Annotated in this window: 24 protein-coding genes and 2 tRNA genes; 11 read left to right on the top strand and 15 right to left on the bottom strand. The window is 40.3% G+C overall.

Going from position 1 to position 26784, the window contains the following annotated elements:
• Positions 1-12: 12 nt before the first annotated feature.
• From CA265_05050 to CA265_05035, 4 genes are all read right to left on the bottom strand, one after another.
• Positions 13-1419 (bottom strand): RND transporter, encoded by a 1407-nt coding sequence (locus tag CA265_05050; protein ARS39074.1) that lies wholly within the window; start codon positions 1417-1419, stop codon positions 13-15.
• Positions 1406-4606 (bottom strand): hydrophobe/amphiphile efflux-1 family RND transporter, encoded by a 3201-nt coding sequence (locus CA265_05045; GenBank protein ARS39073.1) that lies wholly within the window; start codon positions 4604-4606, stop codon positions 1406-1408. The genes CA265_05050 and CA265_05045 overlap by 14 nt, the downstream gene beginning before the upstream one ends.
• 24 nt (positions 4607-4630) lie before the next feature.
• Positions 4631-5833, bottom strand: a complete 1203-nt coding sequence (locus CA265_05040; GenBank protein ARS39072.1) for an efflux transporter periplasmic adaptor subunit — start codon at positions 5831-5833, stop codon at positions 4631-4633.
• A 70-nt stretch (positions 5834-5903) separates the two neighbouring features.
• Complete coding sequence (locus tag CA265_05035; GenBank protein ARS39071.1) at positions 5904-6509, bottom strand: TetR family transcriptional regulator; 606 nt, start codon at positions 6507-6509, stop codon at positions 5904-5906.
• A 571-nt stretch (positions 6510-7080) separates the two neighbouring features.
• Between CA265_05035 and CA265_05030 the strand changes: the two genes are divergently transcribed.
• Positions 7081-7524: a GNAT family N-acetyltransferase gene (locus CA265_05030; protein ID ARS39070.1), complete on the top strand. Its 444-nt coding sequence runs from the start codon at positions 7081-7083 to the stop codon at positions 7522-7524.
• Between the two features lie 386 nt (positions 7525-7910).
• On the opposite strand, the gene CA265_05025 is transcribed toward CA265_05030, so the two are convergent.
• The 4 genes from CA265_05025 to CA265_05010 form a co-directional block, all read right to left on the bottom strand.
• Positions 7911-8678 (bottom strand): tryptophan synthase subunit alpha, encoded by a 768-nt coding sequence (locus tag CA265_05025; GenBank protein ARS39069.1) that lies wholly within the window; start codon positions 8676-8678, stop codon positions 7911-7913.
• Positions 8679-8784: 106 nt separating this feature from the next.
• On the bottom strand, positions 8785-9966 hold the full coding sequence (locus CA265_05020) for a tryptophan synthase subunit beta (GenBank protein ARS39068.1): 1182 nt from the start codon (positions 9964-9966) through the stop codon (positions 8785-8787).
• A 51-nt stretch (positions 9967-10017) separates the two neighbouring features.
• Positions 10018-10623, bottom strand: coding sequence for an N-(5'-phosphoribosyl)anthranilate isomerase (locus CA265_05015; protein ID ARS42891.1), 606 nt, complete (start codon positions 10621-10623; stop codon positions 10018-10020).
• 17 nt (positions 10624-10640) lie between these two features.
• The gene (locus CA265_05010; GenBank protein ID ARS42890.1) at positions 10641-11630 is read right to left on the bottom strand and encodes an anthranilate phosphoribosyltransferase; all 990 of its coding nucleotides are present in this window, start codon (positions 11628-11630) and stop codon (positions 10641-10643) included.
• Positions 11631-11916: 286 nt separating this feature from the next.
• On the opposite strand from CA265_05010, the gene CA265_05005 reads away from it, so the two are divergent.
• On the top strand, positions 11917-12858 hold the full coding sequence (locus CA265_05005; protein ARS39067.1) for an ion transporter: 942 nt from the start codon (positions 11917-11919) through the stop codon (positions 12856-12858).
• 149 nt (positions 12859-13007) lie between these two features.
• Here the strand turns inward: CA265_05005 and CA265_05000 are convergent, their stop codons facing one another.
• Positions 13008-13847 carry an esterase gene (locus tag CA265_05000; GenBank protein ID ARS39066.1) on the bottom strand — a complete coding sequence of 280 codons (840 nt, stop codon included), beginning with the start codon at positions 13845-13847 and terminating at the stop codon, positions 13008-13010.
• Positions 13848-13950: 103 nt separating this feature from the next.
• On the opposite strand from CA265_05000, the gene CA265_04995 reads away from it, so the two are divergent.
• Positions 13951-14355 carry a hypothetical protein gene (locus CA265_04995; protein ARS39065.1) on the top strand — a complete coding sequence of 135 codons (405 nt, stop codon included), beginning with the start codon at positions 13951-13953 and terminating at the stop codon, positions 14353-14355.
• 149 nt (positions 14356-14504) lie between these two features.
• On the opposite strand, the gene CA265_04990 is transcribed toward CA265_04995, so the two are convergent.
• From CA265_04990 to CA265_04980, 3 genes are read right to left on the bottom strand one after another with little or no spacing between them, the layout of a single operon-like run.
• A complete protein-coding gene (locus tag CA265_04990; protein ID ARS39064.1) occupies positions 14505-15323 on the bottom strand; it encodes a short chain dehydrogenase in 819 nt (272 codons plus the stop codon).
• Between the two features lie 40 nt (positions 15324-15363).
• A complete protein-coding gene (locus tag CA265_04985; GenBank protein ID ARS39063.1) occupies positions 15364-16101 on the bottom strand; it encodes a hypothetical protein in 738 nt (245 codons plus the stop codon).
• Positions 16101-16718 carry a recombination protein RecR gene (locus CA265_04980; protein ID ARS39062.1) on the bottom strand — a complete coding sequence of 206 codons (618 nt, stop codon included), beginning with the start codon at positions 16716-16718 and terminating at the stop codon, positions 16101-16103. Before CA265_04980 ends, CA265_04985 begins: the two co-directional genes overlap by 1 nt.
• 458 nt (positions 16719-17176) lie before the next feature.
• Here CA265_04980 and CA265_04975 point away from each other — a divergent pair, with 458 nt between their 5' ends.
• The 4 genes from CA265_04975 to CA265_04960 all read left to right on the top strand — a co-directional run bounded on the left by CA265_04975 (position 17177) and on the right by CA265_04960 (position 20745).
• Positions 17177-18685: a sodium:solute symporter gene (locus tag CA265_04975; GenBank protein ARS39061.1), complete on the top strand. Its 1509-nt coding sequence runs from the start codon at positions 17177-17179 to the stop codon at positions 18683-18685.
• Between the two features lie 17 nt (positions 18686-18702).
• Positions 18703-19410, top strand: coding sequence for a Rossman fold protein, TIGR00730 family (locus CA265_04970; protein ID ARS39060.1), 708 nt, complete (start codon positions 18703-18705; stop codon positions 19408-19410).
• A gap of 315 nt (positions 19411-19725) precedes the next feature.
• Positions 19726-20226 carry a hypothetical protein gene (locus CA265_04965; protein ID ARS39059.1) on the top strand — a complete coding sequence of 167 codons (501 nt, stop codon included), beginning with the start codon at positions 19726-19728 and terminating at the stop codon, positions 20224-20226.
• Between the two features lie 24 nt (positions 20227-20250).
• Positions 20251-20745: a hypothetical protein gene (locus CA265_04960; protein ARS39058.1), complete on the top strand. Its 495-nt coding sequence runs from the start codon at positions 20251-20253 to the stop codon at positions 20743-20745.
• Positions 20746-20974: 229 nt separating this feature from the next.
• Here the strand turns inward: CA265_04960 and CA265_04955 are convergent, their stop codons facing one another.
• The 3 genes from CA265_04955 to CA265_04945 form a co-directional block, all read right to left on the bottom strand.
• Entirely contained in the window at positions 20975-21319 is a 345-nt protein-coding gene (locus CA265_04955; GenBank protein ID ARS39057.1) for an arsenate reductase (glutaredoxin), read from the bottom strand.
• Between the two features lie 10 nt (positions 21320-21329).
• Positions 21330-21920 (bottom strand): hypothetical protein, encoded by a 591-nt coding sequence (locus tag CA265_04950; GenBank protein ARS39056.1) that lies wholly within the window; start codon positions 21918-21920, stop codon positions 21330-21332.
• 124 nt (positions 21921-22044) lie between these two features.
• Positions 22045-24504: a bifunctional UDP-N-acetylmuramoyl-tripeptide:D-alanyl-D-alanine ligase/alanine racemase gene (locus tag CA265_04945; protein ID ARS39055.1), complete on the bottom strand. Its 2460-nt coding sequence runs from the start codon at positions 24502-24504 to the stop codon at positions 22045-22047.
• 61 nt (positions 24505-24565) lie between these two features.
• On the opposite strand from CA265_04945, the gene CA265_04940 reads away from it, so the two are divergent.
• The 4 genes from CA265_04940 (at position 24566) to CA265_04925 (ending at position 26751) form a co-directional block, all read left to right on the top strand.
• Positions 24566-25054: a RecX family transcriptional regulator gene (locus CA265_04940; protein ARS39054.1), complete on the top strand. Its 489-nt coding sequence runs from the start codon at positions 24566-24568 to the stop codon at positions 25052-25054.
• A 94-nt stretch (positions 25055-25148) separates the two neighbouring features.
• A tRNA-Gly gene (locus CA265_04935) sits at positions 25149-25224 on the top strand.
• A gap of 69 nt (positions 25225-25293) precedes the next feature.
• Positions 25294-25377 (top strand) — tRNA-Leu (locus CA265_04930).
• Between the two features lie 558 nt (positions 25378-25935).
• Positions 25936-26751 carry a hypothetical protein gene (locus CA265_04925; GenBank protein ID ARS39053.1) on the top strand — a complete coding sequence of 272 codons (816 nt, stop codon included), beginning with the start codon at positions 25936-25938 and terminating at the stop codon, positions 26749-26751.
• Positions 26752-26784: the final 33 nt, after the last annotated feature.

Raw genomic sequence — 26784 nt, 5'->3', positions numbered from 1 at the left:
AGGATTTACAAATTAATTCCAGCCACCCCCTAACGAACGATACAACCCAACAACAGCATTTAACTGCTCCGTTTTAATCGTCGTTAACTCCAGTTCGCTTTGTAATAAATTGCCTTGTGCGGTAATCACCTCTAAATAATTAGCCATACCACTTTTGAATAACAAACTTGCATTTTTCGAGGCCTGTTGTAAAGTCTGTGCCCTTTTCTCGGCGATACTATATTGAGTTTTTAACTTCTCTACTTTCGTTAACTCATCCGACACTTCACCAACCGCGTTCAATACCGACTGACGGAACTGGATCACTGATTTCTCACGGTCGATTTTAGCCAGTTCCAAAGAAGTTTTCAACTGACCTCTTTGAAAAATCGGTTGCGTAATCCCTGCCCCAACCAAACCGAATAAGGATGCCGGTACATTAAACCAGTTGCTCGCTTTAAAAGAGTTGATGCCTCCGCTAGCGGTAATCACCAGCGATGGGTATAAACTCGCTTTCGCCACCCCAACCTTTGCATTGGCAATGGTTAAAGCCAGTTCAGCACTTTTAATATCCGGTCTGCGGCTTAACATGGCAGAAGGAAAACCTGCGTTTAATTCCTGTGGAATACTCATTTTATCCAGACGGCTATCGCGGTTAATCGCTTTAGGCAAGGTACCAATCAATACACTTAGAGCATTCTCCTGTAAAGTTACATTCTGCTCCAAACGAGGGATCAGCTGTGCCGCCACCAATTGCTGTGCCTGTGCCTGCTGAATGGCCAGCGAAGTAACCTGACCAGCATCGAACTGTAAATTGATAATCCTTAATGTGCTGTCGTTAAGCTTTAAGTTCTTTTTGGCGATTTCCAGTTGTGCATCAAGCATTAACAGGTTGTAATAACCTTGTGCCACATTGGCAACCAAACGCGTTTGAACGGCTTTACGTGCCTCTTCTGTCTGCAAAAAACTGGCTAAAGCGCCAGCTTTTTGATTACGGATTTTACCCCAGATATCGGCTTCCCAAACCACACCCAGATTCGCATTGTAATCTTCGATGTGGCTCGAACCGGTAAACTGGTTCAGGCTTAAACCATTTAAACTGTTATCAGACGGACGGCTCGAACTCGCTGCCACCTGTAATTTCAATTCAGGCAAATAACCCAATTTCGATTGTTTAAACAATACTTCAGCGGCATCGATATTTTTCAATGCAATTTGCATATCGTAATTTTTAACCAATGCTGTATCAATTAAATTTTGAACAGTAAGGTCGTTGATAAAACTCTTCAAAGGCATACCGCCAACACTTGAAGAATCTTTAGGTAATGCGTTTCTGAACAAGCCTGGTGCCACATTGGGCAAGGCTGTATCTTTCGAAACCGAACATCCGCTCCAGATTAAAGCCAGGAGCAGGATGGTAAAAATATTAAACCGTTTCATAAACTACATGATTATTATTGACAGGTTCTCCATGATGGTGAACAACCTCATTTCTTGATTTTTTTGATATTTTTTCCTGTAAAGCCTGGAAGATGACAAAGAGTACCGGAATGATGAACAAACCTAAAATTACACCTGATACCATACCGCCTGCAGCACCAATACTGATGGAGTGGTTACCCTGTGCCGATGGCCCCGTGGCAATACTCATCGGGAATAAACCAAACACAAAGGCCAGTGAGGTCATAATGATCGGTCTGATCCTTAATCGCGCTGCTTCTATGGCCGCATTAACCAAACTCAGTCCAGCCTTTCGTCGCTGTACCGCAAACTCCACAATCAGGATGGCATTTTTAGCGAGCAATCCGATCAGCATGATCAGCGCTACCTGTACATAAATGTTATTTTCGATACCGGTTAAACCCAATACCACAAACACACCGAATACACCTGTAGGGATAGATAAGATTACCGCTAATGGCAGGATATAACTCTCATACTGTGCCGATAATAAGAAGTAAACAAACACCAAACATAACAGGAAGATCACCGTCGACTGTCCGCCTGAAGAAATTTCCTCACGGGTTTGTCCGGAGAATTCGTAAGCATAACCCGTTGGCAATTGTTCTCTGGCGGTTTCTTCAATCGCCTTGATCGCATCACCAGAACTGAAACCTGGTTTAGGGATCGCATTGACTTCGATCGAGTTAAACAGGTTATAACGTGAAGCCGTTTCCGAACCATATACACGGGTTAATTTAACCAGCGTACTGATGGGCACACTTTCTCCAGATTTGTTTTTCACAAACACACGGTCGATACTGGCCGGATCGGTCCTGTCGGCAACATCCGCCTGAACCACTACACGGTAGTATTTACCAAAGCGGTTAAAATCTGATGCCTGTGCCGTACCGAAATAAGTCTGCATCGTTTGTAAAATATCTTTTTTACTTACGCCCAGCTGATCGGCTTTTTCGTCGTTAACATCCAGTTGTAACTGCGGATAATCTGCTTTATAAGAAGTAAAAGCATAAGCAATAGCCGGTTTCGCCATTAACTTGGCGATAAAGTTATTCGCTACACCACTAAATTTATCCAGTCTGCCATTCGTTTTATCCTGTAACATCACGTTCATGGCTTCCACATTACTAAAGCCCGGAACCGTAGGAAAACTGAATACAAAGAAAGTACCGGCAGAGATAGCCGCCATTTTAGCCCTTACGATATTCTGGATCTCATCGATATTTTTAACCGCTCCCCTTTCGTCGTTTGGTTTTAACAATAAGAAAATCTGACCAGCTGATGGACTGTTGGAAGCCGTTAAAAAGTTATAACCGGCCAGCGACATTACAAATCGTGCTGATGGCATCGCCCTCAACTCAGCTTCAGCCTGTTTTAATATTTTATTCGTATTAGCCAGTGATGTTCCCGATGGACTGGCCACCGCGATCGCCACAAAACCCTGATCCTCTGTCGGAATAAAGCCTGTTTTGGTTCTGCCTACCAGAAAAATGGTAACCAAAACGATTAAAGCAAGCCCGCCCATACTGATCCATTTATTGCGGATCAACACCCTTAAGCCGCCAATATAACGGTTGGTCATATAATTGAAGCCACCGTTAAAACCTGCATAAAACTTTTCTACAAAACCTTTTTTAGGTGCGTGATGACCGCCTTCGGCATGTTTGTTCTTTAAGAATAAGGCTGCCAAAGCAGGACTTAAAGTTAAGGCGTTAACAGCCGATATAATGATGGCAATGGCCATGGTTAAGGCAAACTGTTTGTAAAAGATACCTGTTGAGCCGGTCATAAAACCAACCGGTAAAAATACGGCTGCCATCACCAGGGTAATCGATATAATGGCCCCGGTAATTTCGTTCATCGCTTCGGTAGTTGCCGCCCTCGGACTAAGCGAAGGATTTTCTTCCATTTTGGCATGCACCGCTTCGACGACCACAATCGCATCATCCACCACAATACCAATGGCGAGTACCAATGCAAACAGCGTTAAAAGGTTAACCGAGAAGCCGAACAGCTGCATGAAAAAGAAAGTACCGATAATCGCCACCGGAACGGCAATTGCTGGAATTAAAGTTGACCTGAAATCCTGAAGGAAGATAAATACAACGATAAATACCAGTAAAAAGGCTTCGATCAAAGTGTGTTCCACCTGATTGATGGATTCGTCAAGATCGGTTTTGGTACGGTAAAACTGATTGTGTTTAATACCTGCCGGGAAATCTTTTGAAAGTTTCGCTAACAGTTTATCAATGGCAATCTGGATTTCGTTGGCATTCGAGCCTGATAACTGGATTACACCAATGGTAATCCCATCATGTCCGTTTAAACGGTTTACACTACCATAACTGTATGCACCCAATTCAACACGGGCCACATCTTTTAAACGTAATATAGAACCATCTGCATTAGAGCGGATCGCGATATTCTGATATTCCTCTGGTTTGGTCAGCTTACCTTTATATTTAATGATGTATTCAAAAGCCTCACTACTTCTTTCTCCAAACCTGCCCGGAGCCGCTTCCAGGTTTTTGTCCTGAATGGCGGTGATCACTTCATTAGGTGTAATTTTATAAGTAGCCAATTGACTTGGGTTTAACCAAATCCGCATCGAATAATCTTTAATACCACCAAATACACTGGCCGAACCTACACCCGGGATACGTTTAAGTTCGGGAATGATATTGATTTGTGCATAGTTATTAACAAAAACCGCATCGTATTTTTTTGGATCTTCCGAGTAAACCCCGATTGCGCCAATAAAACTGTTTTGCTGTTTTGTGGTGGTGATACCATATTGTACTACCTCAGCAGGCAGTTGACTGGTGGCCTGTGAAACCCGGTTTTGCACATTAACTGCGGCCTGATCGGGGTTGGTACCTTGCTGAAAGTATACCGTGATCGCCAGGGTACCATCATTACTGGCGCTGGAGGTCATGTAGGTCATGTTCTCCACACCATTAATGGCTTCCTCCAATGATGGAGTTACCGAACGTAAAATCGTTTCGGCATTGGCCCCAGGGTATACCGCTGTTACCAATACCGACGGAGGTGCGATATTTGGAAAGCGCTCTAAGGGCAACTTGGTTAAGCCCAGTATACCAACTATTACCAATAAGATGGAAATAACAGTCGAAAGTACAGGCCTGTCTATAAATTTCTGAAACATGATTGCTTAAACTTTAGTGGTTTATTATTTTTTTGTTTTGGCAACAGCTACTTTATCTGCTGCTTTTTGAGGCTGGATCACCATACCCTCCTGTAATTTATCAACGCCGCTTAACACGATCTGGTCGCCAGCTTTTACCCCGTCTTTAACCAGGTAATTTTCGCCGGCTTTACCCACAATGGTAATGGCTTGTTTTTTCACCTTACTGCTGTCGCCTACGGTAAACACAAATACCTTATCCTGCATTTCTACCGTCGAAGACTGCGGTACCAGAATGGCATCATCGTGTTGTAAACCTAAACGGATTTTACCCGTATTACCTGAGCGAAGGATTCCGCTGGCATTAGGGAAACTGGCCCTTAACGTAATGGCACCGGTGTTTTTATCAAACTGACCGTCAATCATATCAATCTTACCTTTAATCGGATAAGCTGAGTTATCGGCCAATAAAAGTTCAACCGCTGGTAAATGTTTAATCCGGTCGGCAGGACTTTTACCCGGGTAGTTGGCATTGAAGTTATTGAAGTCGTTTTCAGCCAGAGCGAAATAAACATGCACTTCGTGGATATCTGATAATTGTGTTAACGCTACCTGATCAGTTGGAGAAACTAAACTTCCCTGTTTCTTCGGGATACGGCCGATGTAACCGCTCACTGTAGCCTTAACATTGGTATAACCTAAGTTAATCTGTGCCGAAGCCACACTGGCTTTAGCTTGTTCGGCATTTGCCTGAGCGATTTTATAAGCTGTTTTAGCCGTCTTCAACTGAAAATCAGAAACTACTTTATTCTGAACAAGAGGGGTTAACTTATCCACTTCCAACTGAGCGTTTAAGATGGCCGCTTCTGCTGCATGTAAACTTGCTTTAGCATTGTTTAACGCCTCGCGATAAGGGTTTTCATTGATTTTGAACAGGGTTTGTCCTGCCGTTACATAAGCACCTTCGTTAACCAGTACACTTTGTAAATAACCACTCACCTGCGGGCGAACGTCGATATCAACAGCACCCTGAATAGAGGCCGGATATTCGATATAGGTGGTTTCTGTACTCGAGTTAATCGCGCTTACAGGCAGTGCAGGTGGCGGTGGTGCAGCTGCTGATTGCTCCGGAGATGACTTACAGCTCACCAAAATTATAGATAGAAGAGAAATTGTTAACAATAACTTAATACTATTAAACTGTTTAACAGTGTTAAGTAAAGGGTACAAGCGATGTAGAGATTTCATATGATTAAATTTAATTGGAATTATAGTGTATAAATAATCTAACAGTGTTAAATTACTGTGTAAAAAAAAATTAACTGTTAATAGATAACGTAATGCCCTTGATGGCATCTTTTAAAATTTGCTGGTTTAACTCGTCGGTTGTTCTTCCGTTGGGGCGAACTAAATTGATGGAAATCAAGCCATGAATGATCGACCAATAGGTGTAATACTTCATGCAGATATCATTGTCTGAAACTGGTTTCTTCTCAAATAACGATTCGATTACATCGCCCAACATACTGCCTACGTTTTCGGCTTCAGGCATCGAATTTTTAACAGTACAACAAACCATATCTACACCGTACATCAACTGATAAAATTCTTTGTGGGCAAAGGCGAAGTTCCAGTAGGCAATCCACATGGCTTCCATTTTATCTTCCGGAGATTCGTGTTTATCCCTGGCTTCGCGGATATCTTTGGCCAACATTAAATACCCTCTTCTGGTGAGTTCCAGTAAGATGCCATCTTTGTTAGAAAAGTATTCGTAAATAATCGGTGCAGTATATTCAATCTGGTCGGCAATTTTACGCATACTTAATGCCTGCCAGCCCTCTGTTTGAACAATGTTCAAGGCAGCATCCAGAATTTTTGTTCTGGTTTCATCTTTTAAACGTAGAATTCTTTCTTTACTTCCCATGACTGGAATATTAGGTGTAAATAATCTAACACCGTTAAGCAAATGTAGAACCAATTCCAGAATTCACAATCATTCATTTGTCATATCGCGTTTTTCAGAAATAAATAGCGGTCTATTTGCGTTTAAACAAGCTTTTTTAATCATGATCATATATTGAAAGAATAGGATGACATTTTTTTCTCAACTGACAGGGCTGACATTTTTTTTATTTTGAAAAGCAACTGCCGCAGCCTTTTTGGCAGTGCAGGCAGTTAAAGAGAGCGAAGTCATATTTTTTTTGAAAAGCGGGTTCCGGTGTTTATCGGACCCGAAAGCCCCGCCATTCGCTGTAGCCCTCATGATCCCTATATAAAAATCATGAAGGGGCTGTCGCTGCTGTCAGGTTTATTAAACGTTAGTCCACGCCTGTTGGCAATAAACTTTGTGCCTGGCCCCGATTGAATGGATGCCACCGATATTTCATCGGGGGCAGAAAGGAAAGCGGGAACGCTGAAACTGATTAGAACTGCAATTGCGCTCCATTCTCTCACAGCATGATAAATAAATTCCAACCAATCATTATCTTAGTACAATGATATTCCGTGAAGCACGCCTAACTGACATACCAGCGATACAAATTGTCAGGCATGCGGTAAAAGAGAACACTTTGTCTGATCCGGCGCTGGTGACTGACAAAGATTGCGAAGAATTTATGACGCAGCGCGGCAAAGGATGGGTTTGCGAAGTGGATGGAGAACTGGTCGGTTTTTCCATTGTTGACCTGAAAGAACATAACATCTGGGCTTTATTTCTTCGTCCCGAATTTGAAGGTAAAGGCATTGGTAAAGAGCTGCACCGATTGATGATGGACTGGTATTTTAATCAAACTCAGGAAACGGTTTGGTTGGGTACCTCGCCCAATACCCGCGCGGAAGAATTTTATACCCGGCAAGGCTGGAAAAACGTTGGATTGGTCAACAAAGGTGAAGTGAAATTTGAAATGACTTATGCGGATTGGGTGAAACGAAGCGCTTAATAGTGAGTTTTATTGCCACGGAGGCACAGATTAACACGGAGATGTTTTATTAGTTTATTAATTACCAGATACAAAGTTATCTGCCTAAATAATAGCCGTCAAAAGACTAAACCATATAAGGTATATAAGTCGCATATAAGTGCTATACCTAATATGTTCTTACATTTCTTATGTGGTGAAAAACTATAATAAAAGTTTTAACCACTAAGACCTTGAGCGAAGCGGAAAGCTACACAGTAAAATAAGTTCAAGGCGACGACCCGATAGATTGACCGTCATCTCGACCGGAACGCAGTGAAGCGGAGAGATCTATCTAGTTAGATTTCTCCGCTACGGTCGAAATGACGAACCGACTGAATGTGCCTTTTTGTCTTTGTGGTAAAACACTAATCCTTAAACTTTTTCATGAAATTGCTCACACTTTCTGCTAAATTCCCATCAGCGATGGCTTTAACGAAAGCTGTACCGATAATAGCGCCATTCGCATACGAGCAGGCCTTATCAAAAGTTTGTTTATCGCTGATCCCGAAACCAATCATGGTTGGATTCTTCAGGTTCAGGTTTTTAATCCTGCTGAAATAGGCTTCAGTGGTATTGCCTACTTCGAGGTTTTTACCCGTAGTAGCCGATGATGATAACAAATAGATAAATCCATTGGTTAAGCCGTCAATTTTATGGATCCGTTCTTCAGCTGTTTGAGGGGTGATTAAAAACACATTGCTCAGGTTATGTTTTTCGAAGCAATCTTTATAAAACTCCTCGTATTCTACCATCGGCAGATCGGGAACAATACAACCATCTACGCCTACTTCGGCACAGGCTTCACAGAACTTTTCTACGCCAAACTGCAAAACAGGGTTCACATAACCCATTAACAAAACAGGAATAGTAACCTTTTTGCGTAAGTCTTTCAACTGTTCGAAAAGCAGCTGAAGCGTCATTCCCTGATCTAATGACTGTTTGCTACTCGCCTGAATTACCGGTCCATCGGCAACTGGATCTGAGTAAGGGAACCCTATCTCGAGCATATCGGCACCCGATTGCTCCAATGCCTCTGCAATTTGCAGCGTATCGCCAGTATTTGGATAACCAGCGGTATAATAAATTGATAATATATTTTTCTTCTCCTGGAAGAGTTGTTTAATTCGGTTCATGTTTTTAGCCTTGAAATGTGAGACGTGAGATGGGAGATGTGAGATGGGAGATTAAGTGCTTATCAGAAAGTCCATCGTCTCATGTCTCACATCTATTATCTCATATCTATAAGTTAAAATATTTAATATAAGTATCCAGATCCTTGTCGCCACGACCTGAAAGGCAAACCACTACGTTTTCGCCACCTTTAAATTCCATTTTTTCTAAGTAAGCCAGGGCGTGTGCACTTTCAATCGCCGGGATAATCCCTTCCAATTGGGTGCAAAGCAAACCTGCATCTAAACTTTCTTCATCGGTGATGGAAACATATTGTCCGCGACCGGTTTTAAACAAATGTGCATGCTGTGGACCAATCCCCGGGTAATCCAATCCGGCAGAAACCGAATGCGGTTCCACCACCTGCCCGTCTTCCGTTTGCATTAAAATACTTCTGCTGCCATGGAGCACACCTTCTTTACCCAGATAAGTAGTTGCTGCAGAAAACCCACTCGATACCCCTTTTCCCGCAGCTTCAACCGCAATGAGTTTCACATTTTCATCATCCATAAAATGGTAAAACATACCCATGGCGTTACTGCCACCACCTACGCAAGCCAAAACATAATCAGGCTGATCGCTTCCGGTTTGCTCCAATAGTTGTTTTTTGGTTTCTTCCGAGATAATCGATTGGAAAATCGCTACCATATCAGGGTAAGGATGCGGGCCAACCACCGAACCGATAATGTAATGCGTATCTACCGGATTGTTGATCCAATCGCGCATCGCCTCATTAGTGGCATCTTTTAAGGTTTTACTCCCTGAACTTGCGGGAACCACCTTGGCGCCCAGCATTTTCATACGGGCCACGTTCGGTGCCTGGCGCTCGATATCGACTTCACCCATGTAAATCACACACTCCAGGTTACGCAGCGCACATACCGTTGCCGTGGCTACACCATGCTGACCAGCGCCTGTTTCGGCGATAATTCTTTTTTTGCCCAGCTTCTCTGCCAGTAAAATCTGGCCGATGGTATTGTTGATCTTATGTGCACCGGTATGGTTTAAATCTTCTCTTTTTAAGAAAATATTGGCACCATATCTTTCCGAATACCTTTTGGCCAGATATAAAGGCGAAGGACGGCCAACATAATCTTTCAATAATTGATGAAATTCCTTTTGAAAATCGGCATCATCAATAATCTTTAAATAGTTTTGACGCAATTCTTCTACGTTTGGATAAAGCATTTCGGGGATGTACGCGCCACCAAAATCTCCATAATATCCTTTTTCGTTTACTTTGTATTTCATGTTTTTTTCTTTTCCTTCCCTTGGTTGAAACCAGGGGTTATGAATAACAACTTATTTATTCATTTCTTTTATAAATTCTTTAATCTTCTCTGCATCTTTTAAGCCTGGTTCAATTTCAAATCTGCTATTGATATCCAACGCATATAAACGTTCGTCGTTTATGTTTTTTATGGCCGGGGCATGTTCTAAATCAATTCCGCCACTTAAAAAGTAAGGTTTGGTATAAGTATATCGGTCTAAAACAGACCAATCGAATGTTTTTCCCGATCCACCATGTGCTTTGGTTTTGGTATCAAACAGGAAATAATCCACCACACCTAAATAAGTTTCCAGCTCAGAAAAATCGAAATCCTCATCTATTCCAAAGGCTTTGATTACTTGTAACGAGCCAAAGGCGGTTTTTAATGCTGCACAGTATTCAGGCGATTCGCTGCCATGTAACTGAACAGCTTTTAGCTTCAATGTGTTTACTTTATCCTTTACTTTTTCTAAGTCTTCATTTACAAAAACACCTACGGTTTTAATCTCAGATGGAATGTATTTGATTAATTCAGCAGAAACATCACTGATCAGTCTGGGCGATTTTTCATAAAAGATAAAACCCAGGTAATCTGGCTGCAATTCTGCAACCGCCGCAATATTGGCGGCTAAACGCATTCCACAAACTTTTAACTTTAACATGCCAATAGTTGTTTGAAACTGTTAAGTGCTTTTTTGCTCATTAACGATTCTTCCGCTTCATAAAAACAATCGGCAAAAGATTGTTGTGGTTTTATGGTTTTAATGGCCAATGCTGAATTACACAACACCACATTGTTCTGTACATCTGTAGCTTTACCATTTAAAACATCCATAAATATTTTGGCTGATGACTCTACGGTATCGCCACCTTTAATCGCATTCACCTCCACCTTATCAAAGCCCATATCCTGAAGAGTTAAAATCTGCTCCCCCTTATTCGAAAAGGTTTTCACATCGCAGGTTAGCGAAACTTCATCGTAACCCTCCAGAGCATGTACAATGGTATAACTTTTATCCGTATCCTGATATAAATAGGCGTATAAGCGTGCTAGTTCCAAGCTGAATACACCTACCATCTGGTATTTTGGCTGTCCGGGGTTAACCATTGGCCCTAGCATATTGAAAAATGTTTTTACGCCCAGTTCCTTACGAATTGGTGCCACAATTTTCATCGCCGGATTAAACAGTGGTGCATGTAAAAAACAGATCCCTGCAGCATCTAAATTACGCTTTAATGTATCCTCATTATTGGTGAACGTATAACCTAAATATTCCATTACGTTAGAAGAGCCACAGCCCGAAGAAACGCCATAATTACCGTGTTTGGCTACATGATGACCAGCACCTGCCACCACAAATGAAGACAGGGTGGAAATATTGAAAGTGTCTTTACCATCACCTCCGGTACCACAAAGATCAATCAAATCGTAACCCGATAAGTTTACCTTAACGCACATATCAAGCATCGCATCCCGAAAACCCTGTAACTCCTGTACCGTAATATTACGCATGGCATAAGCCGTAATAAAAGCAGCAATTTGTGAAGAATTAAATGCCCCTTCAGAAATGGAGATTAAAATGTTCTTTGCTTCTTCCCTGCTAAAACTTTTGTTCTCGAATAAATGGTTTAATATTTTTTTCATGTTTTGTATACTCATTTCCGTCATTCTGAACTTGATTCAGAATCTTTTAAATAGATGCTAAACTAAATCAGCATGACGACTTCAAAAAAATTGCATAAAAAAAGGATTGCTTTTTGGGCAATCCTCTTCGTTGTGTTTAAAATATTTTAAAATATATAACAATAGAATTTGCCTAACGAATTTCGTTATGCCACCACCAATTGTTATTTAAGTTTTTAATTATCATGTTTGTATAAAGCAAATATTGACATAGTTTTTTAATATTCCAAAATCTTTCTAAAAATATATGGCTTTCTTTAAAAGAAAAGTACAGTTTAATGATGATTTCGGTTTCGGATCCAATCCCGTTACCAAAAACCAGCGCATGCTTAACCCCGATGGTTCTGCAAATATCGAGCGTACCGGCCTGCCCTGGTTTAAGTTCGATGATACCTACACCCGACTGGTTACCATGAGCTGGCCGCGTTTTTTCTTTGTTATTCTTGTCGCCTACCTCATTGTGAATACCATATTCGCAGTATTATATAATGTGGTTGGAATCGAAAACCTGGAAGGTGCTAAAGGTTTAACACTCCGCGATCAGTTTTTTGATGCATTTTTCTTTTCTGCCCAAACCATTTCTACGGTAGGTTATGGTCACATTTCGCCACAGGGTTTTATCACGAGTATTTTGGCGGCATTCGAAAGTATGCTGGGCCTGCTGGCTTTTGCTTTAGCAACAGGTTTATTGTACGGCCGTTTCAGCCGACCTACATCTAAGGTAAGTTTTAGTAAAAAAATGGTGATTGCGCCTTATGAGAAAGGTCACGGCCTGATGTGCCGTTTGGTTAATTTAAGACGGAATCAGCTCATCGAGGTAGAGGTACAGATGGTAATGTCGTACAACGAAACGGTTGATGGCAAACAGGTGAGAAGATTTTATCCTTTGGCACTGGAGCGTGATAAAATCGGCATCCTGTCTTTAAACTGGACATTGGTACATCCCATTACAGAAGACAGTCCGTTTTACGAAAAATCGTTAACGGAGTTGCAACATGCAGAGGTAGAAATTTTTGTAATGCTTAAGGCTTTTGATGATACTTTTTCGCAACACATTCATACCAGAACCAGTTATCAGGATGAGGAAATCGAAATGGACGCTAAGTTTGAGAAAATGTATTACCATAACGAGGCGGGTAAAATGGTCATGGATTACAGTAAGCTGGATAAGGTTACGCGGACGGTGTAAAGATTTTTATTATTTGCCTCGCGATACCGTCATTTCGAGCGGAGTGCAACGCAGTCGAGAAATCTATTTAGATGGATCTCTCTCCCGAAAATTCGGGACTGTGCTCCAGTCGAGATGACGATACTTTTATTGAAAAAAGTTGACAACTTTTAGGATGATGTCTTTTGGATAAAATCCAAAATATCCTCATACAACTGATTTCCACCAAAAATCATCTGGCTAATCATCGGCACATGGCTTTTACCTTTAATCTCCTTTATTTCGACAGGAACATGGTTAGCTTTAAGCTTTTCGTATAACCTTGGTGTCTGCAATTTAATGGCACCATAAGTTTTGCTTCCATAAAAAAGTAAATGCGGGTTTTTAATATTCTTCACATAATCTAATGGCGAAGCTACTTTCCACACCGCAGGCTGATCGGTAAAGGTTCTGATGAAATCGAAATAAAAATGGTCTTTTTCGGCGGTGGTTAAATATTCGTTCATATCGAGCCCAAAAGGATCGTTCAGGATTACACCTTTAATCGGATTTTTAATTCCAGCTTTGTTAAAATATCTAGGATCAGCATTGATTAACTCGGCCAGATGTGCCCCCGCCGAATGCCCCATTATAAAAATTTTGTCTGCATTTGCTGTATAATCCGCAATATGCGTTTTAACCCATTTTACAGCCAAAGCGCAGTCATCGCCCATTTTTTCATATTGAACATTTGGCGCCAATGGGTAATTGATAATGACGGTAACTACACCTTTCCGCGCGAAATTCCTCCCCAACCACCAATAAGTCTCTTTCTTCCCACTACTCCATGAGCCGCCATGAATAAAAACCAGAACAGGTTTATTTTTGATGCTATCGTTTTTATAAAAAATATTCAGCGTATTGGCCTCATCAGCATTGCCCGCATAATTGATATTTTTTACTTTTTTAACCTGCGCAACAGAAAGTATCGTTTGAAACAAGAGCATCAATAGAACAAGGGGTTTATACATAAAAAAGGTTTATCATTTCAACAGTGAATAAACGAAATTGTTGTAGATGTGGATTTTCATAAGCTGCATCAGTTTTTTAGTACAAATTCCTAAAACGATCGTCATGCTGCCCGAAGATTCGGTACAAATTTTGATTTTCCCGCTCTATGCCGCGGGGGCATGGTACTTTGGGGCGCCAAAGTACCCAAAGCGCTTTGTCAATCCAGCAATGTGGCACCTCACCACCCACACTCATCAAAAAAACAGCGGCACTTTGTTTTGCTCGTTTCTGCTAAGTGAAAGTTTGAAGATTATTTTCACAAAACCACTACGTTTTAGGTTTGGCAGTGCCATTTGTGCTCTTCTGCAACTGTTTTTTCGATTCTTCGGCCACTTGGGATTGACAGCGTCCTTCTGTAAAATGTGTGCTTTATTAAAGTTGCTTAGCAAAATGCCTAGATTATTCTTAAATATATTTGTCCACACGGTTGGATTTCACATCTGGATTAGGGGCTATCTAGTTGAATGATGGTTGTTAAGGGTCTTCGACTCCGCTCCGACTGACAATTAGCCAGTTTGAATCTCCTATTTAACCTTCCACCCTAAACCCTAACCGCTACACGCTAACCCCATTTACCCCTACACCCTAAACCTTCCGCCTTTATACCCCTCAACCTCCTACCCTTTTATCAACGGATTTTTCTCTTTCGCAAACAGATCAAAAACCTTTTTATCTACAAAGGCTGGAAACAGTTTATTCATCCATACCGCCAATTTTCCTTGTCCGGTCATGATTAAGGTACGTTTACGTTTTTCAATACCATCGGCAATAATGCTGGCCACTTCTTCCGATGTCATCATTTTACCTTCATCCATGCTGGTTTCGCCATGTGCAGCACCATCTTTTGATAAGGCCGTTACACGGATATTCGAAGCCGTAAAACCCGGACAGGCCAAAAGTACATTTACACCTGTTTTAAGTAATTCAGTCCGCAAAGATTCCATAAAACCATTCATTGCAAATTTAGAGGCCGAATAACCCGTTCTGCCCGGCAAACCACGGAAACCTGCAATTGATGATACACCAACTACAGTACCTTTGGTTTTCAAAATCTCAGGCAAAGCATATTTGGTGCAGTAAACCGTTCCCCAAAAGTTCACATCCATCAGGTTTTTAAGCACTGATAAATCTAAATCGTTAAACAGTGCACGCATCGATAATCCAGCATTATTAACCAGCACATCAATCTTTTGAAACGAAACCAAAGCCTGTTTGATAATGAGTTCGCAATCGGTTTCTTTGCTTACATCAGCCTGGACAGCCACAGCCCTGATATTATATTTTTTCTCCAGATCGGCGGTAATTTCGCAAAGCGTTACATATTGGCGGGCAGCCAAAACCAAATTAGCGCCACGTTTTGCAAATTCTTCGGCACAAGCTTTTCCGATTCCGCTCGATGCGCCAGTAATGATGATTACTTTTTCTTTTAAATTCATTATAGTATCCTATAGCGAGCATCAAGATTGATCCCGCTTATTAGTTCGTTTTAAAATAGTTTGTTGCTTCGGTAACTTTGTCCGTATTGATGATATCTGCACCTAATTCATGTAATAACTTCCAGCAAGCCTGATTGTCTGGAGCGCCCCAGAAACGAAAGGGTTTACCCAATTGATGCGCATTGTTAATCAGTGCTGCCAATTTAGTTCTATCGGCTTCTGAAATCTCACCAACACCTTTCCATTTAGAATAAGTCGCAAAATTATCGCTGATCATCGCTATTTTCTTCAGGTCTTCCAGGCCGTAGCTAACATGTGGCAAGCCATCAAAAAATAAGTGGGAATATTTGTGAAATGTATTTGTAGCAGGTCGATTGCCACTAATCACCACAATGGTATTTCGCCCTTGTCGGCCAAAGTATTTCTGGTATTTTTTCAGATTTTTCCGTAACAAACGATATGTCGAATCCCAGTCACCTTTTACATCGATCATCAATTGGAAAGTATAATATTCCTTTTCAGCTGATAAGGATTTAATATGCTTTAAATATAATTGTTCTAATGTATGGCCAGCTTTAATTTCTTTTTTACTATGCGCCACCATTAACGAATCGCCAACGACAAAAACATCGGCCTCTATGGAAAAAGCCTTGTTTTGAATCGCTTCGTAAAAAGGTTTTTTGTGGGTATAATCGTTATGGGAATGAATCCTGACAGGTGTTTGATCAAACCAAGCCGCAAAAATAATTACAGATAATAATAAAAAGTGTTTTACCATTATTTCATCATTGCAGTTTCATAAGGCACACGGGTTACAATCGAACGGCCGAGCGTAATTTCATCGGTATATTCCAACTCGCCACCAAAAGCAATACCCCGTGCAATAGTCGTTACCGGAACATTAAATTCTTTTAATCTTTTGTACAGGTAAAACAATGTGGTATCGCCTTCCATATTCGGACTAAGGGCTAAAATCACTTCTTTAATCCCTCCTGCTGTCATTCTGCTTACTAATCCATCAATAAACAGATCGGAAGGCCCAACACCATCCATTGGAGAAATTAAGCCCCCCAAAACATGGTAAACGCCGAAATATTGACCGGTATTTTCAATCGCCATTACATCTCGCGTATCTTCTACTACACAAATGGTTTCTTTATCACGTTTTGGTGAAGTACAGATTTCACATACCACATAATCGGAAATGTTATGACAGGTGCTGCAATGTTTAATCTGCTGCTTAAGTTTTATAAAAGTATTGCCAAACTGGTTTACCTCCTCCTGCTCTTTGTTTAAAAGATGTAATACCAAACGTAAAGCTGTTTTCTGCCCTACACCAGGAAGTTTTGAGAATTCGTTTACCGCATCTTCGAGCAGCTTGGATGAAAAATTCATATTACAAAAATAGGTAAAATGGTTCATTGGTTCAATAGTTATTGGTTCATTAGTTCATTCGTTATTAGTTCATTGGTAACTGACAATTGCCAACTGGATACTCCTTCATTCGTTCATTAGTTCATTCGTCATAGTTCATTGGTAACTGACAATTGCCAACTGTATACTTATTCAGTAGTTCATTGGTTCAATTGTCATTAGTTCATTGGTAACTGACAATTGCAAACTGAATACTCCTTCATTAGTTCATTAGTTCAATTGCCATTGGTTCATTGGTAACTGAAAATTGCCAACTGGATACTTGTTCAGTCGTTCATTGGTAACTGACAATTGCCAACTGAAAACCGGATACTGGTTCATTGGTCATTTTACTCCGGACTCCGGACTTCCGACTTCGGACTCAAGAATATTGCTTGATTTGATAGTTTTCTTTACATTTATCACCTTAACACAAAACTATGTCTCCAACCATCCTCTTATGTTTCCTGATCGGTTATTTTTTACTGCTGATTATTATTTCATTCGTAACCTCAAAAAAATCTTCCGATAATTCCACTTTTTTTGTCGCTAACCGAAATTCTAAATGGTATTTAGTGGCCTTTGGCATGATCGGAACGGCACTTTCGGGTGTGACTTTTATTTCGGTACCCGGAGAGGTTGGCGCACCAAGCGGAAACCAGTTTCAATATTTTCAGTTTGTTCTGGGCAATGCTGTTGGTTTTATCATCATTGCCACAGTTTTGCTTCCATTGTACTACCGGATGAACCTAACATCCATTTATAGCTATATCGAAAAGAGATTAGGCCATTATAGCTACAAAACAGCAGCATCCATATTTTTATTGAGCCGCACCCTGGGATCGGCAACAAGATTATACCTCGTTGTGATTGTTTTACAGCGTTTTATATTCGATAATTATGGCGTTCCGTTTTGGTTAACCGTTTTAATTTCGCTGGCCCTGATCTGGTCGTACACCTTTAAAGGCGGATTAAAAACCATTATCATTACCGATACCCTGCAGACTTTTTTCCTGGTGCTTTCGGTTTTCCTGACCATTTATTTTATTTGCAGCAGCCTTGATTTCAATATTCCTCAGGCATTCGAAACGATAAAAAGCAGCAGTTATTCGAAAATATTCTTTTTAAACGATTTCCTGACGAATAAGTTCTATTTCAGTAAACAGTTTATCGGTGGTATTTTCGTTACCATTGCCATGACAGGTTTAGATCAGGATTTGATGCAGAAAAACCTGAGTATGGGCACCATTAAAGAGGCACAGAAAAACATGTTCACTTTTACAGGCGTATTCGTGATTTTGAATGTTTTCTTTTTAAGCGTGGGTGCCTTGTTATACATTTTCGCCGCGAAAAATGGCATCGATATTCCATTAGATCATATTAGCGGAAAACCGAGAACAGATTTATTATTCCCCGAAATCGCCTTAAATAACCTGGGCGCGGTACCTGCAATTATCTTTATGCTGGGCTTAACTGCAGCAACATTTGCCACCACCGACTCTGCCCTTACCGCTTTAACCACATCGTTCTGTGTCGACTTTTTAGGCATGGCCAAAGCAGAAAATGTAAATGCTAAAGATGCTGTAAAAAAACGCCATACCGTTCACGTGGCCTTTTCTATTTTGATGTTCCTAGTGATCATCGTGATCAATGCATTAAACAGTTCATCGGTAGTCAGCTTGATTTTTACCATCGCCTCTTACACCTACGGGCCGCTTTTAGGTTTATACAGTTTTGGATTATTTGTCAAAAAACGTGGTCTTCACGATAAATTAGTCCCAATAGTTTGCTTATTATCACCTTTTTTATGTTACTTGCTTGCCACGTACTCGACCACTTTACTTGGCGGTTACGTTTTTAGTGTTGAACTGATTTTGATTAACGGTTTAATCACATTTATAGGCTTGTTGGTCATTAGCAAAAAGACTGATGCGCAAACCAAATTTTAATATTTAGCATTACTTATATGACGAGTGAAGAAAAAATTAGAAGTGCTTTCGAAAACAAAGACTGGCAGGAAATTAAAGTAACAGATTCCTGGCAAATTTTTAAAATCATGGCCGAATTTGTAGACGGCTTTGAAAAACTAGCTAAAATTGGTCCATGTGTTACCATTTACGGTTCGGCGCGTACAGCCCAAACACACCGGTATTATCAGTTAGCAGAGCAGTGTGGCAAATTATTAACCGACAGAGGTTATGGTGTAATTACAGGCGGTGGTCCGGGTATTATGGAGGCGGGTAATAAGGGTGCACACACCAATGGCGGCAAATCGGTAGGTTTAAACATTGAGTTACCATTTGAGCAGTTCCACAATAAATATATCGATCATAATAAATTACTGGAGTTTGATTATTTCTTTGTGCGCAAGGTAATGTTCATGAAATATAGTCAGGGTTTTGTGGTTTTACCAGGTGGATTTGGTACCATGGATGAGCTATTTGAAGCCTTAACCCTGATCCAAACAGGTAAAATCGCCCGTTTCCCGATTGTATTGGTTGGTATCGATTATTGGGGCGGATTAATTGACTGGATTAAAGGTACTATGCTTCAAAAAGAACATAACATCCACGAAGAAGATTTGAATCTTTTCAGATTGGTAGATACCGCTGAAGAAGCCGCAGAACATATTTTCCGTTTCTATGATAAATATGTACTTAAACCGAATTTTTAGACTGGTTCATTAGTTCATTGGTTCATTAGTCATTGGTTTATTAGTAGGGTTAACTGCTTAATTGTTTAAATCGGTTAACTGAAAACTGCAAATTGTAAACTGCTTAATCGGTTAACTGAAGATTGCAAATTGTAAACTGCTTAATCGGTTAACTGAAAACTGCAAATTGTAAACTGTTTAATCGGTTACTGAAAATTGCAAATTGTAAACTGCAAATTGTAAACTGCCAACTAAAAAAGTGCTTATCAACAATAAGCACTTTTTTTATTTGTAACAACTCACGAAAACTGCCATCTAAAGTAAAACGTATCTAAGATGTCGAAATTTATCAGCTGGAAAAACAATTGGCTTAGTGGAAACTTTCAACTCTTTGCAGATGGTGTACAGAAAGGCGTAATCACTTTTGCAACATGGAAAAGCGATGCAGAAAGCATGTTCGAAGATAAAAACTACTTCTTTTCGAACGAGGGCTTTTGGCAATCGCGCACGCAGGTAATCGACAGAAAAACAAATGAAACGGTAGCCATGATTACTTACGACACCTGGAAATCAAAAGCGGTAATCAGCTTAAAGTCAGGTGAGCAGTACGAATGGAAATCGACAAATTTATGGCGTTCGAAGTGGACGGTAAGCAATTACAAAGATGAGCACATTATGTATAGCGCCAGCAGCAGCAGCGGTGCATTATCATCTGATACCGACAATGAATTATTAATGATAGCAGGCTTATTTATTAAGCAGATTTATAACAAACAGGCAATTGTCCTTATTGCATGCTTCATGCCGATCATTACGATATCAACACTTCGTGATTAGTAACTTATTAAATCCTTTTGTGAGATGGAACAGGTATTAAATTGGAGAAAAGGTTTATTTGATAGCAATTATCAGGTATATAACAATGCACAATTAAAATTTGCGTTAAATTTTAGTTCGTGGAAAAATTCGGCAATAGCCACTACTCAAACCGGTATTTACTTATTAAAAAGTGAAGGGTTCTCTAAACCTGAAACTAAATTACTGAACAACCAGAATGAGGTTTTAGCTATAATTACCTACGATTGGCTTCGTTTTAAAGCAAAAATTTTATTTGCCTCCGGCGATACTTTTGACTGGAGCTTTCAAAACAGTTGGTTAAGTCGCTGGTCGTTAAATAACCATCAGGATAAACAGATCCTGTTTAATGCTTCAACCGGAAATGGTTTGGTACATACCAATGTAGATGATGATATGCTTATTTTATGCGGGCTTTTTATCAGGGAATATTATTCGAGGCTTTTGGTTGGTTTTATTATTTTTATGTTCATTCTGTTTAGCTTTAAGAATATTTTTTAGACTAATCTAGTCTTAGCGTCTAATTTAGTCTTAGCGTCTCGCTAAGACATTAGAAAACACTAAACAACATTACAGCATTATTTTATGTCGTAGCGAGACGCAAGGACTAGTGTCATTTTTCGTCCATTTCCAAACGCAATCGTCATGCTGAATTTATTTCAGCATCTACCTTGCAATATAGACCCTGAAATAAATTCAGGGTGACGTACCTCGAGAGCGACTTCTTAGGTTAATCCAAAATCTCTTTTATCTTTTCCGTTGGTCTGGCGATAACCGCCTGCTCTCCTGAGATAATAATTGGTCGTTCAATTAAAATAGGATGCGCGACCATAACATCAATCCATTCTTCATCGGTTAAAGTTTTTCCTTTATAATTTTCAGTAAAAACCTTTTCCCCTTTACGGATCAGTTCCAGTGGTTTTATGCCCAGTTTACGAATAATTTCTTCCAGTTCACTTTTACCGGGTGGGGTTTCCAAATAATAAATCACCTCAAAAGCCTTTCCACTGTTTTCTAATTCGGCCAAAGCACAACGGCTTTTGGTGCATCGGTTATTATGGTATATCGTGATCATTTAGAAATGTTTAAAGTCCGCTTACGCCGCCACTTACCACCAGTTTCATGGCATCTGCTGCTGTCATATGCAAATCGGTTACCTTATCTCTTCTTACAATGCAAAGCTGACCTGCAAAAGAATAAGAAAGTGGAAAATATACGGCAACTTCATCCGGCAGATTGAGTTTATGGAGATCGTTTTGCGTTAAAAATCCGATTTTTTTTAAGCCTCCCTCCACTTCTACCAGCACCGGGTGGTTAAATTTCTTCTCATCGCCAACAAAAGCCTCTGTTAAATCTTTTATAGATGAATAGATAAAATTAAGTAAGGGTAGCCGCTGCATAATCCGCTGAAACCAATTGTACATGGGTTCGGTTACCAAATTGGTTACAAAGATACCAGCAAGTAAAATGATCGTTAAAACCGTCAATAAACCTAAACCAGGGATATTCCGGCTTTCGCCTGTATTTGGATTTACGCCTAAAATATTGTTTACATTTAACCAGCTATCAACAGTTGTAACCGCCCAAACCACAATAAAAATACTCACGGCAATGGGTACAACAATTAATAAACCTTTAATCAAATAGTTTAAAATAGCTTTCCCGACTTTATTCATGGTGCAAACTTAGGAAAAATATGGCTAAATGGTTAGGATTGTTATATTGTTTAATGGCTAGATTATTACCAATCTTTTAGCTTTGAGCCCAACAATATATCAATTAAACAATTTAGCACTTTTCTTACTCATAGAAATAAACCCTTTTAACCCTTTGCGAGATATTGGTTAAAATTTCATATGGAATGGTACCGATATCTCTCGCCAGCTGCATAATGGTGTGCGCTTTATTGAAAACAATAGCTTCATCACCAGGTTTAACATCAATACCTGTAATATCCAACATGGTCATATCCATGCAGATCGAGCCAATGGTGGGCACCAGATGGCCATTGATAAGCATTTTACCCACTCCGTTGCCAAAATATCGGGTGTATCCGTCTGCATAGCCTATTTTTACCGTCGCTATTTTCCCTCCATTTGGCATTACACCCTTCCTGCTATAACCCACAGTTTCGCCCGGAGCCAGCGTCTTCACCTGGGTAACCGTAGTCTTAAGTGTCATTACGGTCTGTAAACCCCGGTTATTAGCCAAAGCAGAATCAAAACCATACAAACCTATCCCCAGGCGTACCATATCCATTTGCCCTTCGGGCCAACGCGAAATGCCTGAAGTATTGGAGATATGAAGCAGCGGTTTATAACTTAAAGCTTCAAGCAGCTGATCCGCGATGATTTTAAACCTTTCAATCTGTTGTTGTGTAAATCCATCATGTTCTGCAGCATCACTTGCCACCAGGTGAGAAAAAACACTTTGAACTTTGACCTTCGCTGAATCTTTAAGCAGATTAGACAAGGTATCAATTTCAGGCTGATCAAAGCCCAAACGATGCATTCCACTATCTATTTTAATGTGGATCGGATAATCGAAATCATAATCAGACAGTGCATTTAAAAAACTATTCAGGATTTCGATACTATAAATTTCGGGCTCGAGTTTATGTTTAATGATGGCTTCGAAAGCAGATTCCTCAGGACTCATCACCATAATGGGCAACGTAATGCCCGCTTTACGCAAGGCAATACCTTCATCGGCATAAGCTACTGCCAGATAATCTACCTTATGAAACTGCAATAAATTGGCAATTTCGAAACTTCCGCTACCATACGAAAAGGCCTTAACCATGGCCATCATTTTAACGCCTGGTTTGATTTTAGAACGGTAAAATTGCAGATTACTCACCATGGCATTCAGATCGATTTCTAAAACCGTATCGTGTATTTTCTGGGTAAGGAGTTTACTGATCCGGCCAAACTCGTAGCGCCTGGCCCCTTTTACCAATATGGTTTCGTGGTTAAACTGTAAACCAGGGAAAGCATCAATAAAAGCATTCGTATCGTCGAAAAACTGCGTCTCAAATTTAAAAAGATCAGCATACTTCGAAATATGAGTCCCAATTCCAATCAGTCGGTTTACTTTCTTCTGCAAAAGCAATTCGGCTATTTCTGTATATAAATCCAGGTCATCTCTCCCCGTTTCAAATAGTTCGGAAAGGATAACGGTTTTCTTTGCATGCTGATTCTGCTGATTTAAAAAATCGAGGGCAATGGCTAAGGAAGAAATATCGGCGCTGTAAGAATCGTCAATAATAGAACATTGATTGATACCATTTTTCAGTTCCAAACGCATGCTCACATGGCTCAGTTTTTCCAAACGTAAATCGGCTTGCTCCGGCGTATAATCCAATGCCAGTAAGGTTGCCCAGCAGATCATTCCATTTTCTATCGAAGCTTTATCTTTAAAAGGCAAAATGCATTCAATTTCTCTGTCTTGATAAATGGCCCGTAAATAACAGTTTCCTTCAATGGGTTCAACCGCAATAATCTGAAGATCTGCCGCTTGTTTACTGCTCCAGCTGAATTGTTTTTTACCAGGAAGTTCTTTTGCACTGATTTCGGTTACATATTCGGGCGAATAAATAAACAGTTCAGATGCTGCAAAAAGTTTCAGCTTCTCGGTTAGTTTTTCCTTTTTGGAGCTGAATCCTTCGGCATGTGCTTCACCAATATTGGTTAGTATTCCGATTTCAGGGTGGATAATTTCAGCTAAACGTTGCATTTCGTTAACCGCAGAAATACCAGCTTCAAAAATGCCTAGGGTATGATCGGACTCGATCTGCCATACTGAAAGCGGAACGCCTATCTGTGAATTATAACTTTTCGGACTTTTAACGATATTAAAGTCGGTTGCTAAAAGTTGATATAACCATTCTTTAACAATCGTTTTTCCATTACTCCCCGTGATACCAATTGTTTTTAGGTCAAATTGATTCCGGTGTTCAATTGCAAGCTTTTGAAGCGCCGCCAAAGCATCGTCTACCAGTAAAAAATTGCAGTCGGGATATTCGTTAATGTATTTCGCTTCGGTAATGACAAAATTTCTGATTTCCTTTGTGTAGGCATCTTTAATAAATTCATGTCCGTCACGGTGCTGAGAAAGGGCAAAAAACACAGAATTTTCAGACACCAAAACCGAACGGCTATCGATCACCAGATATTGAATAATCACCTGTTCATCAACTAATTTGGCATCGGCATTTAAAATTTCGGCTATTTTGGCAATGGTGTATATTGGATTTTGCATGCTTTATATTTCAGAAAAATACGGTAATCGCTATTATTTTTACGAATTTCAGTAAATAATTATGAAAAGCGGTAAACAAGAGGCAGTATTATTAGATAAAAAACAAGCGCTGGTAAAAGCGGAGCATTTTTGTGTTTACCAGGAGCGTTCGCAAAAGGAAGTACGGTATAAACTGGTAGAATGGGGAATGCGTGGAGATGAATTGGAAGAGATTTTAAGCGAACTGATTTTGAATAATTTTTTGAATGAAGAAAGGTTTGCTAAAAGTTATGCTTCGGGCAAATTTAACATCAAACATTGGGGGCGTGTAAAAATTAAACAGGGTTTGAAATTAAAGGGTGTGCCCGATAAAATTTTGCAAAAGGCAATTTACAGCATCGATGATGATGATTATTTACAGACCATCGAAAAATTAGCTTCAAAAAAAGCAGCAAGTTTGAATGAAAATGATCCGTTTAAAAGAAAAAACAAGCTGATGAGCTACCTTCAGGCAAAAGGTTTTGAAACTGATTTAATTTTACTTGTACTGAAAGCCAGCAATTTAAATTAAATATTAAATTTTTAACAAGAAATCTCTTGACAGAAATATAAATCTGCCTATATTTGCATCACCAAAACGAAACAACAACATCAGTTTTGTTCATGCGAAAGTAGCTCAGTTGGTAGAGCACGACCTTGCCAAGGTCGGGGTCGCGAGTTCGAATCTCGTCTTTCGCTCCAAAATGCCTTCCTACCAGAAGGCATTTATTTTAAAGTTAACCAAGCCGATGGAGATCGGTAGCGGCTAATGCTCGGGTGGTGGAACTGGTAGACACGCAGGACTTAAAATCCTGTGCTTTCAAAGGCGTGCGGGTTCGATTCCCGCCCCGAGTACACAAAAAAAATCGAACGAAAACCTTTTAGAAATGAAAGGTTTTTTTGTTTATAGGATTATTTAGGATCAATACCAGAAGTTGTGGAGGAAGGTAAAAACAAATAGCTTTTGGCCTTGATCCATTTATTGCCGAAGTTGCCATTCAGGATTTTCCTATCCTTGAACAAAAGTTCCATCCAAGTCCAGCTTGATTATACCGATAAATAAGTATTGTAACCGGGTGATTCCGTCCTGCAGGCAATCCTGATTTTATAGGGCGCTGAAATTGGATTTATCTGCCGTTTGAAAGCCCTTCATCAGCCCTGTTGTTTCAATTCCAATCTGTGCCCGGAACAATACCCAAACAAAAACCAACGAAAATGTCAGCAGGCAAATACAAACCGGACCAAAAGGCGAATACACAAACCCGAATCAACTGAACATCCTACTAAGAATCAGCGATATAACATCAAAATACCCAATAGTAAGTATTGGTATGTCTGCTAAATTTCTATAGATTTAGTTAACCAAACCAACATTCGGAACATTTCGAAAAACTAAACTATTCATCCACCATTATGAACAATGCACTCAAAAAAGAGCGCGTTTTCTTTCCATGCAGTTGGAGGGAAACGATCTTTTGGAACTCCTGTGCGCAGCAAAACGCAGGGACCCGAAATAAAAAAAGAACAACCTATGTTCTGATTATCCTGCTGTTGATAAACAGCGGTGCCATTGCACAATCATCAAGCCCCCTATTCTCCGCATTCAAGCAGGGCATTGTAAAAACCCAGGAAAAAAAAGCTGGAAATTGCGCCTCGGTAGCAATTATCAAAGCTGCCATCGGCACCTATGGTACCGGAAAAGTTTTTCAGCAGCATCTGAGGGAGAACGGGATAGCGGTCATCCTCAGGGACGGCACCCTGCTAAGCCTAACGCTAGCTGAACTGGAAATGGCCAGCGCTGCCAGCGCGTTCCTTCCCGGTGACACGGCACAAAAGGAACTCAAGGAAATCTTCAACTATGCCCAGCTCTGCTTCGCAGTACTCGTGAAGCGTTATCAGGGACTGACGGAGCCAGCCACTGGCAGCTATAGTGAGGCTTTAGCAGATATCAATGGCGGCTATAGGACCGAAGAAATCTATAAACTTCTGGGCTTAAAAGTCCTTCCTTTGGATGAAAACCCTTCTTACCAAACTTTAAGCACTCATGCTAACCTATTGATATGGAATACTGCCCACGCGGTATACTATAGTAAGGGATATTATGATGAATCCGGAAACCGTTTCCCCACCGCATTGGAAATCGATCAGCTGAGGAAAAGACATGCAAGCTTTTGGGGAACGCTTATCAACGGATCTAAGCCCCGCGGAGGATATTCCTTATTGGATTAGCAAAAAAAAAGCAGTTAAATTTTCTTTAACCAA

The organism is Sphingobacteriaceae bacterium GW460-11-11-14-LB5 (assembly GCA_002151545.1).
Taxonomy (GTDB): Bacteria; Bacteroidota; Bacteroidia; order Sphingobacteriales; family Sphingobacteriaceae; genus Pedobacter.
Note: the sequence above shows the minus strand (reverse complement) of the source record. Positions and strands in the feature narration are given on the sequence as shown.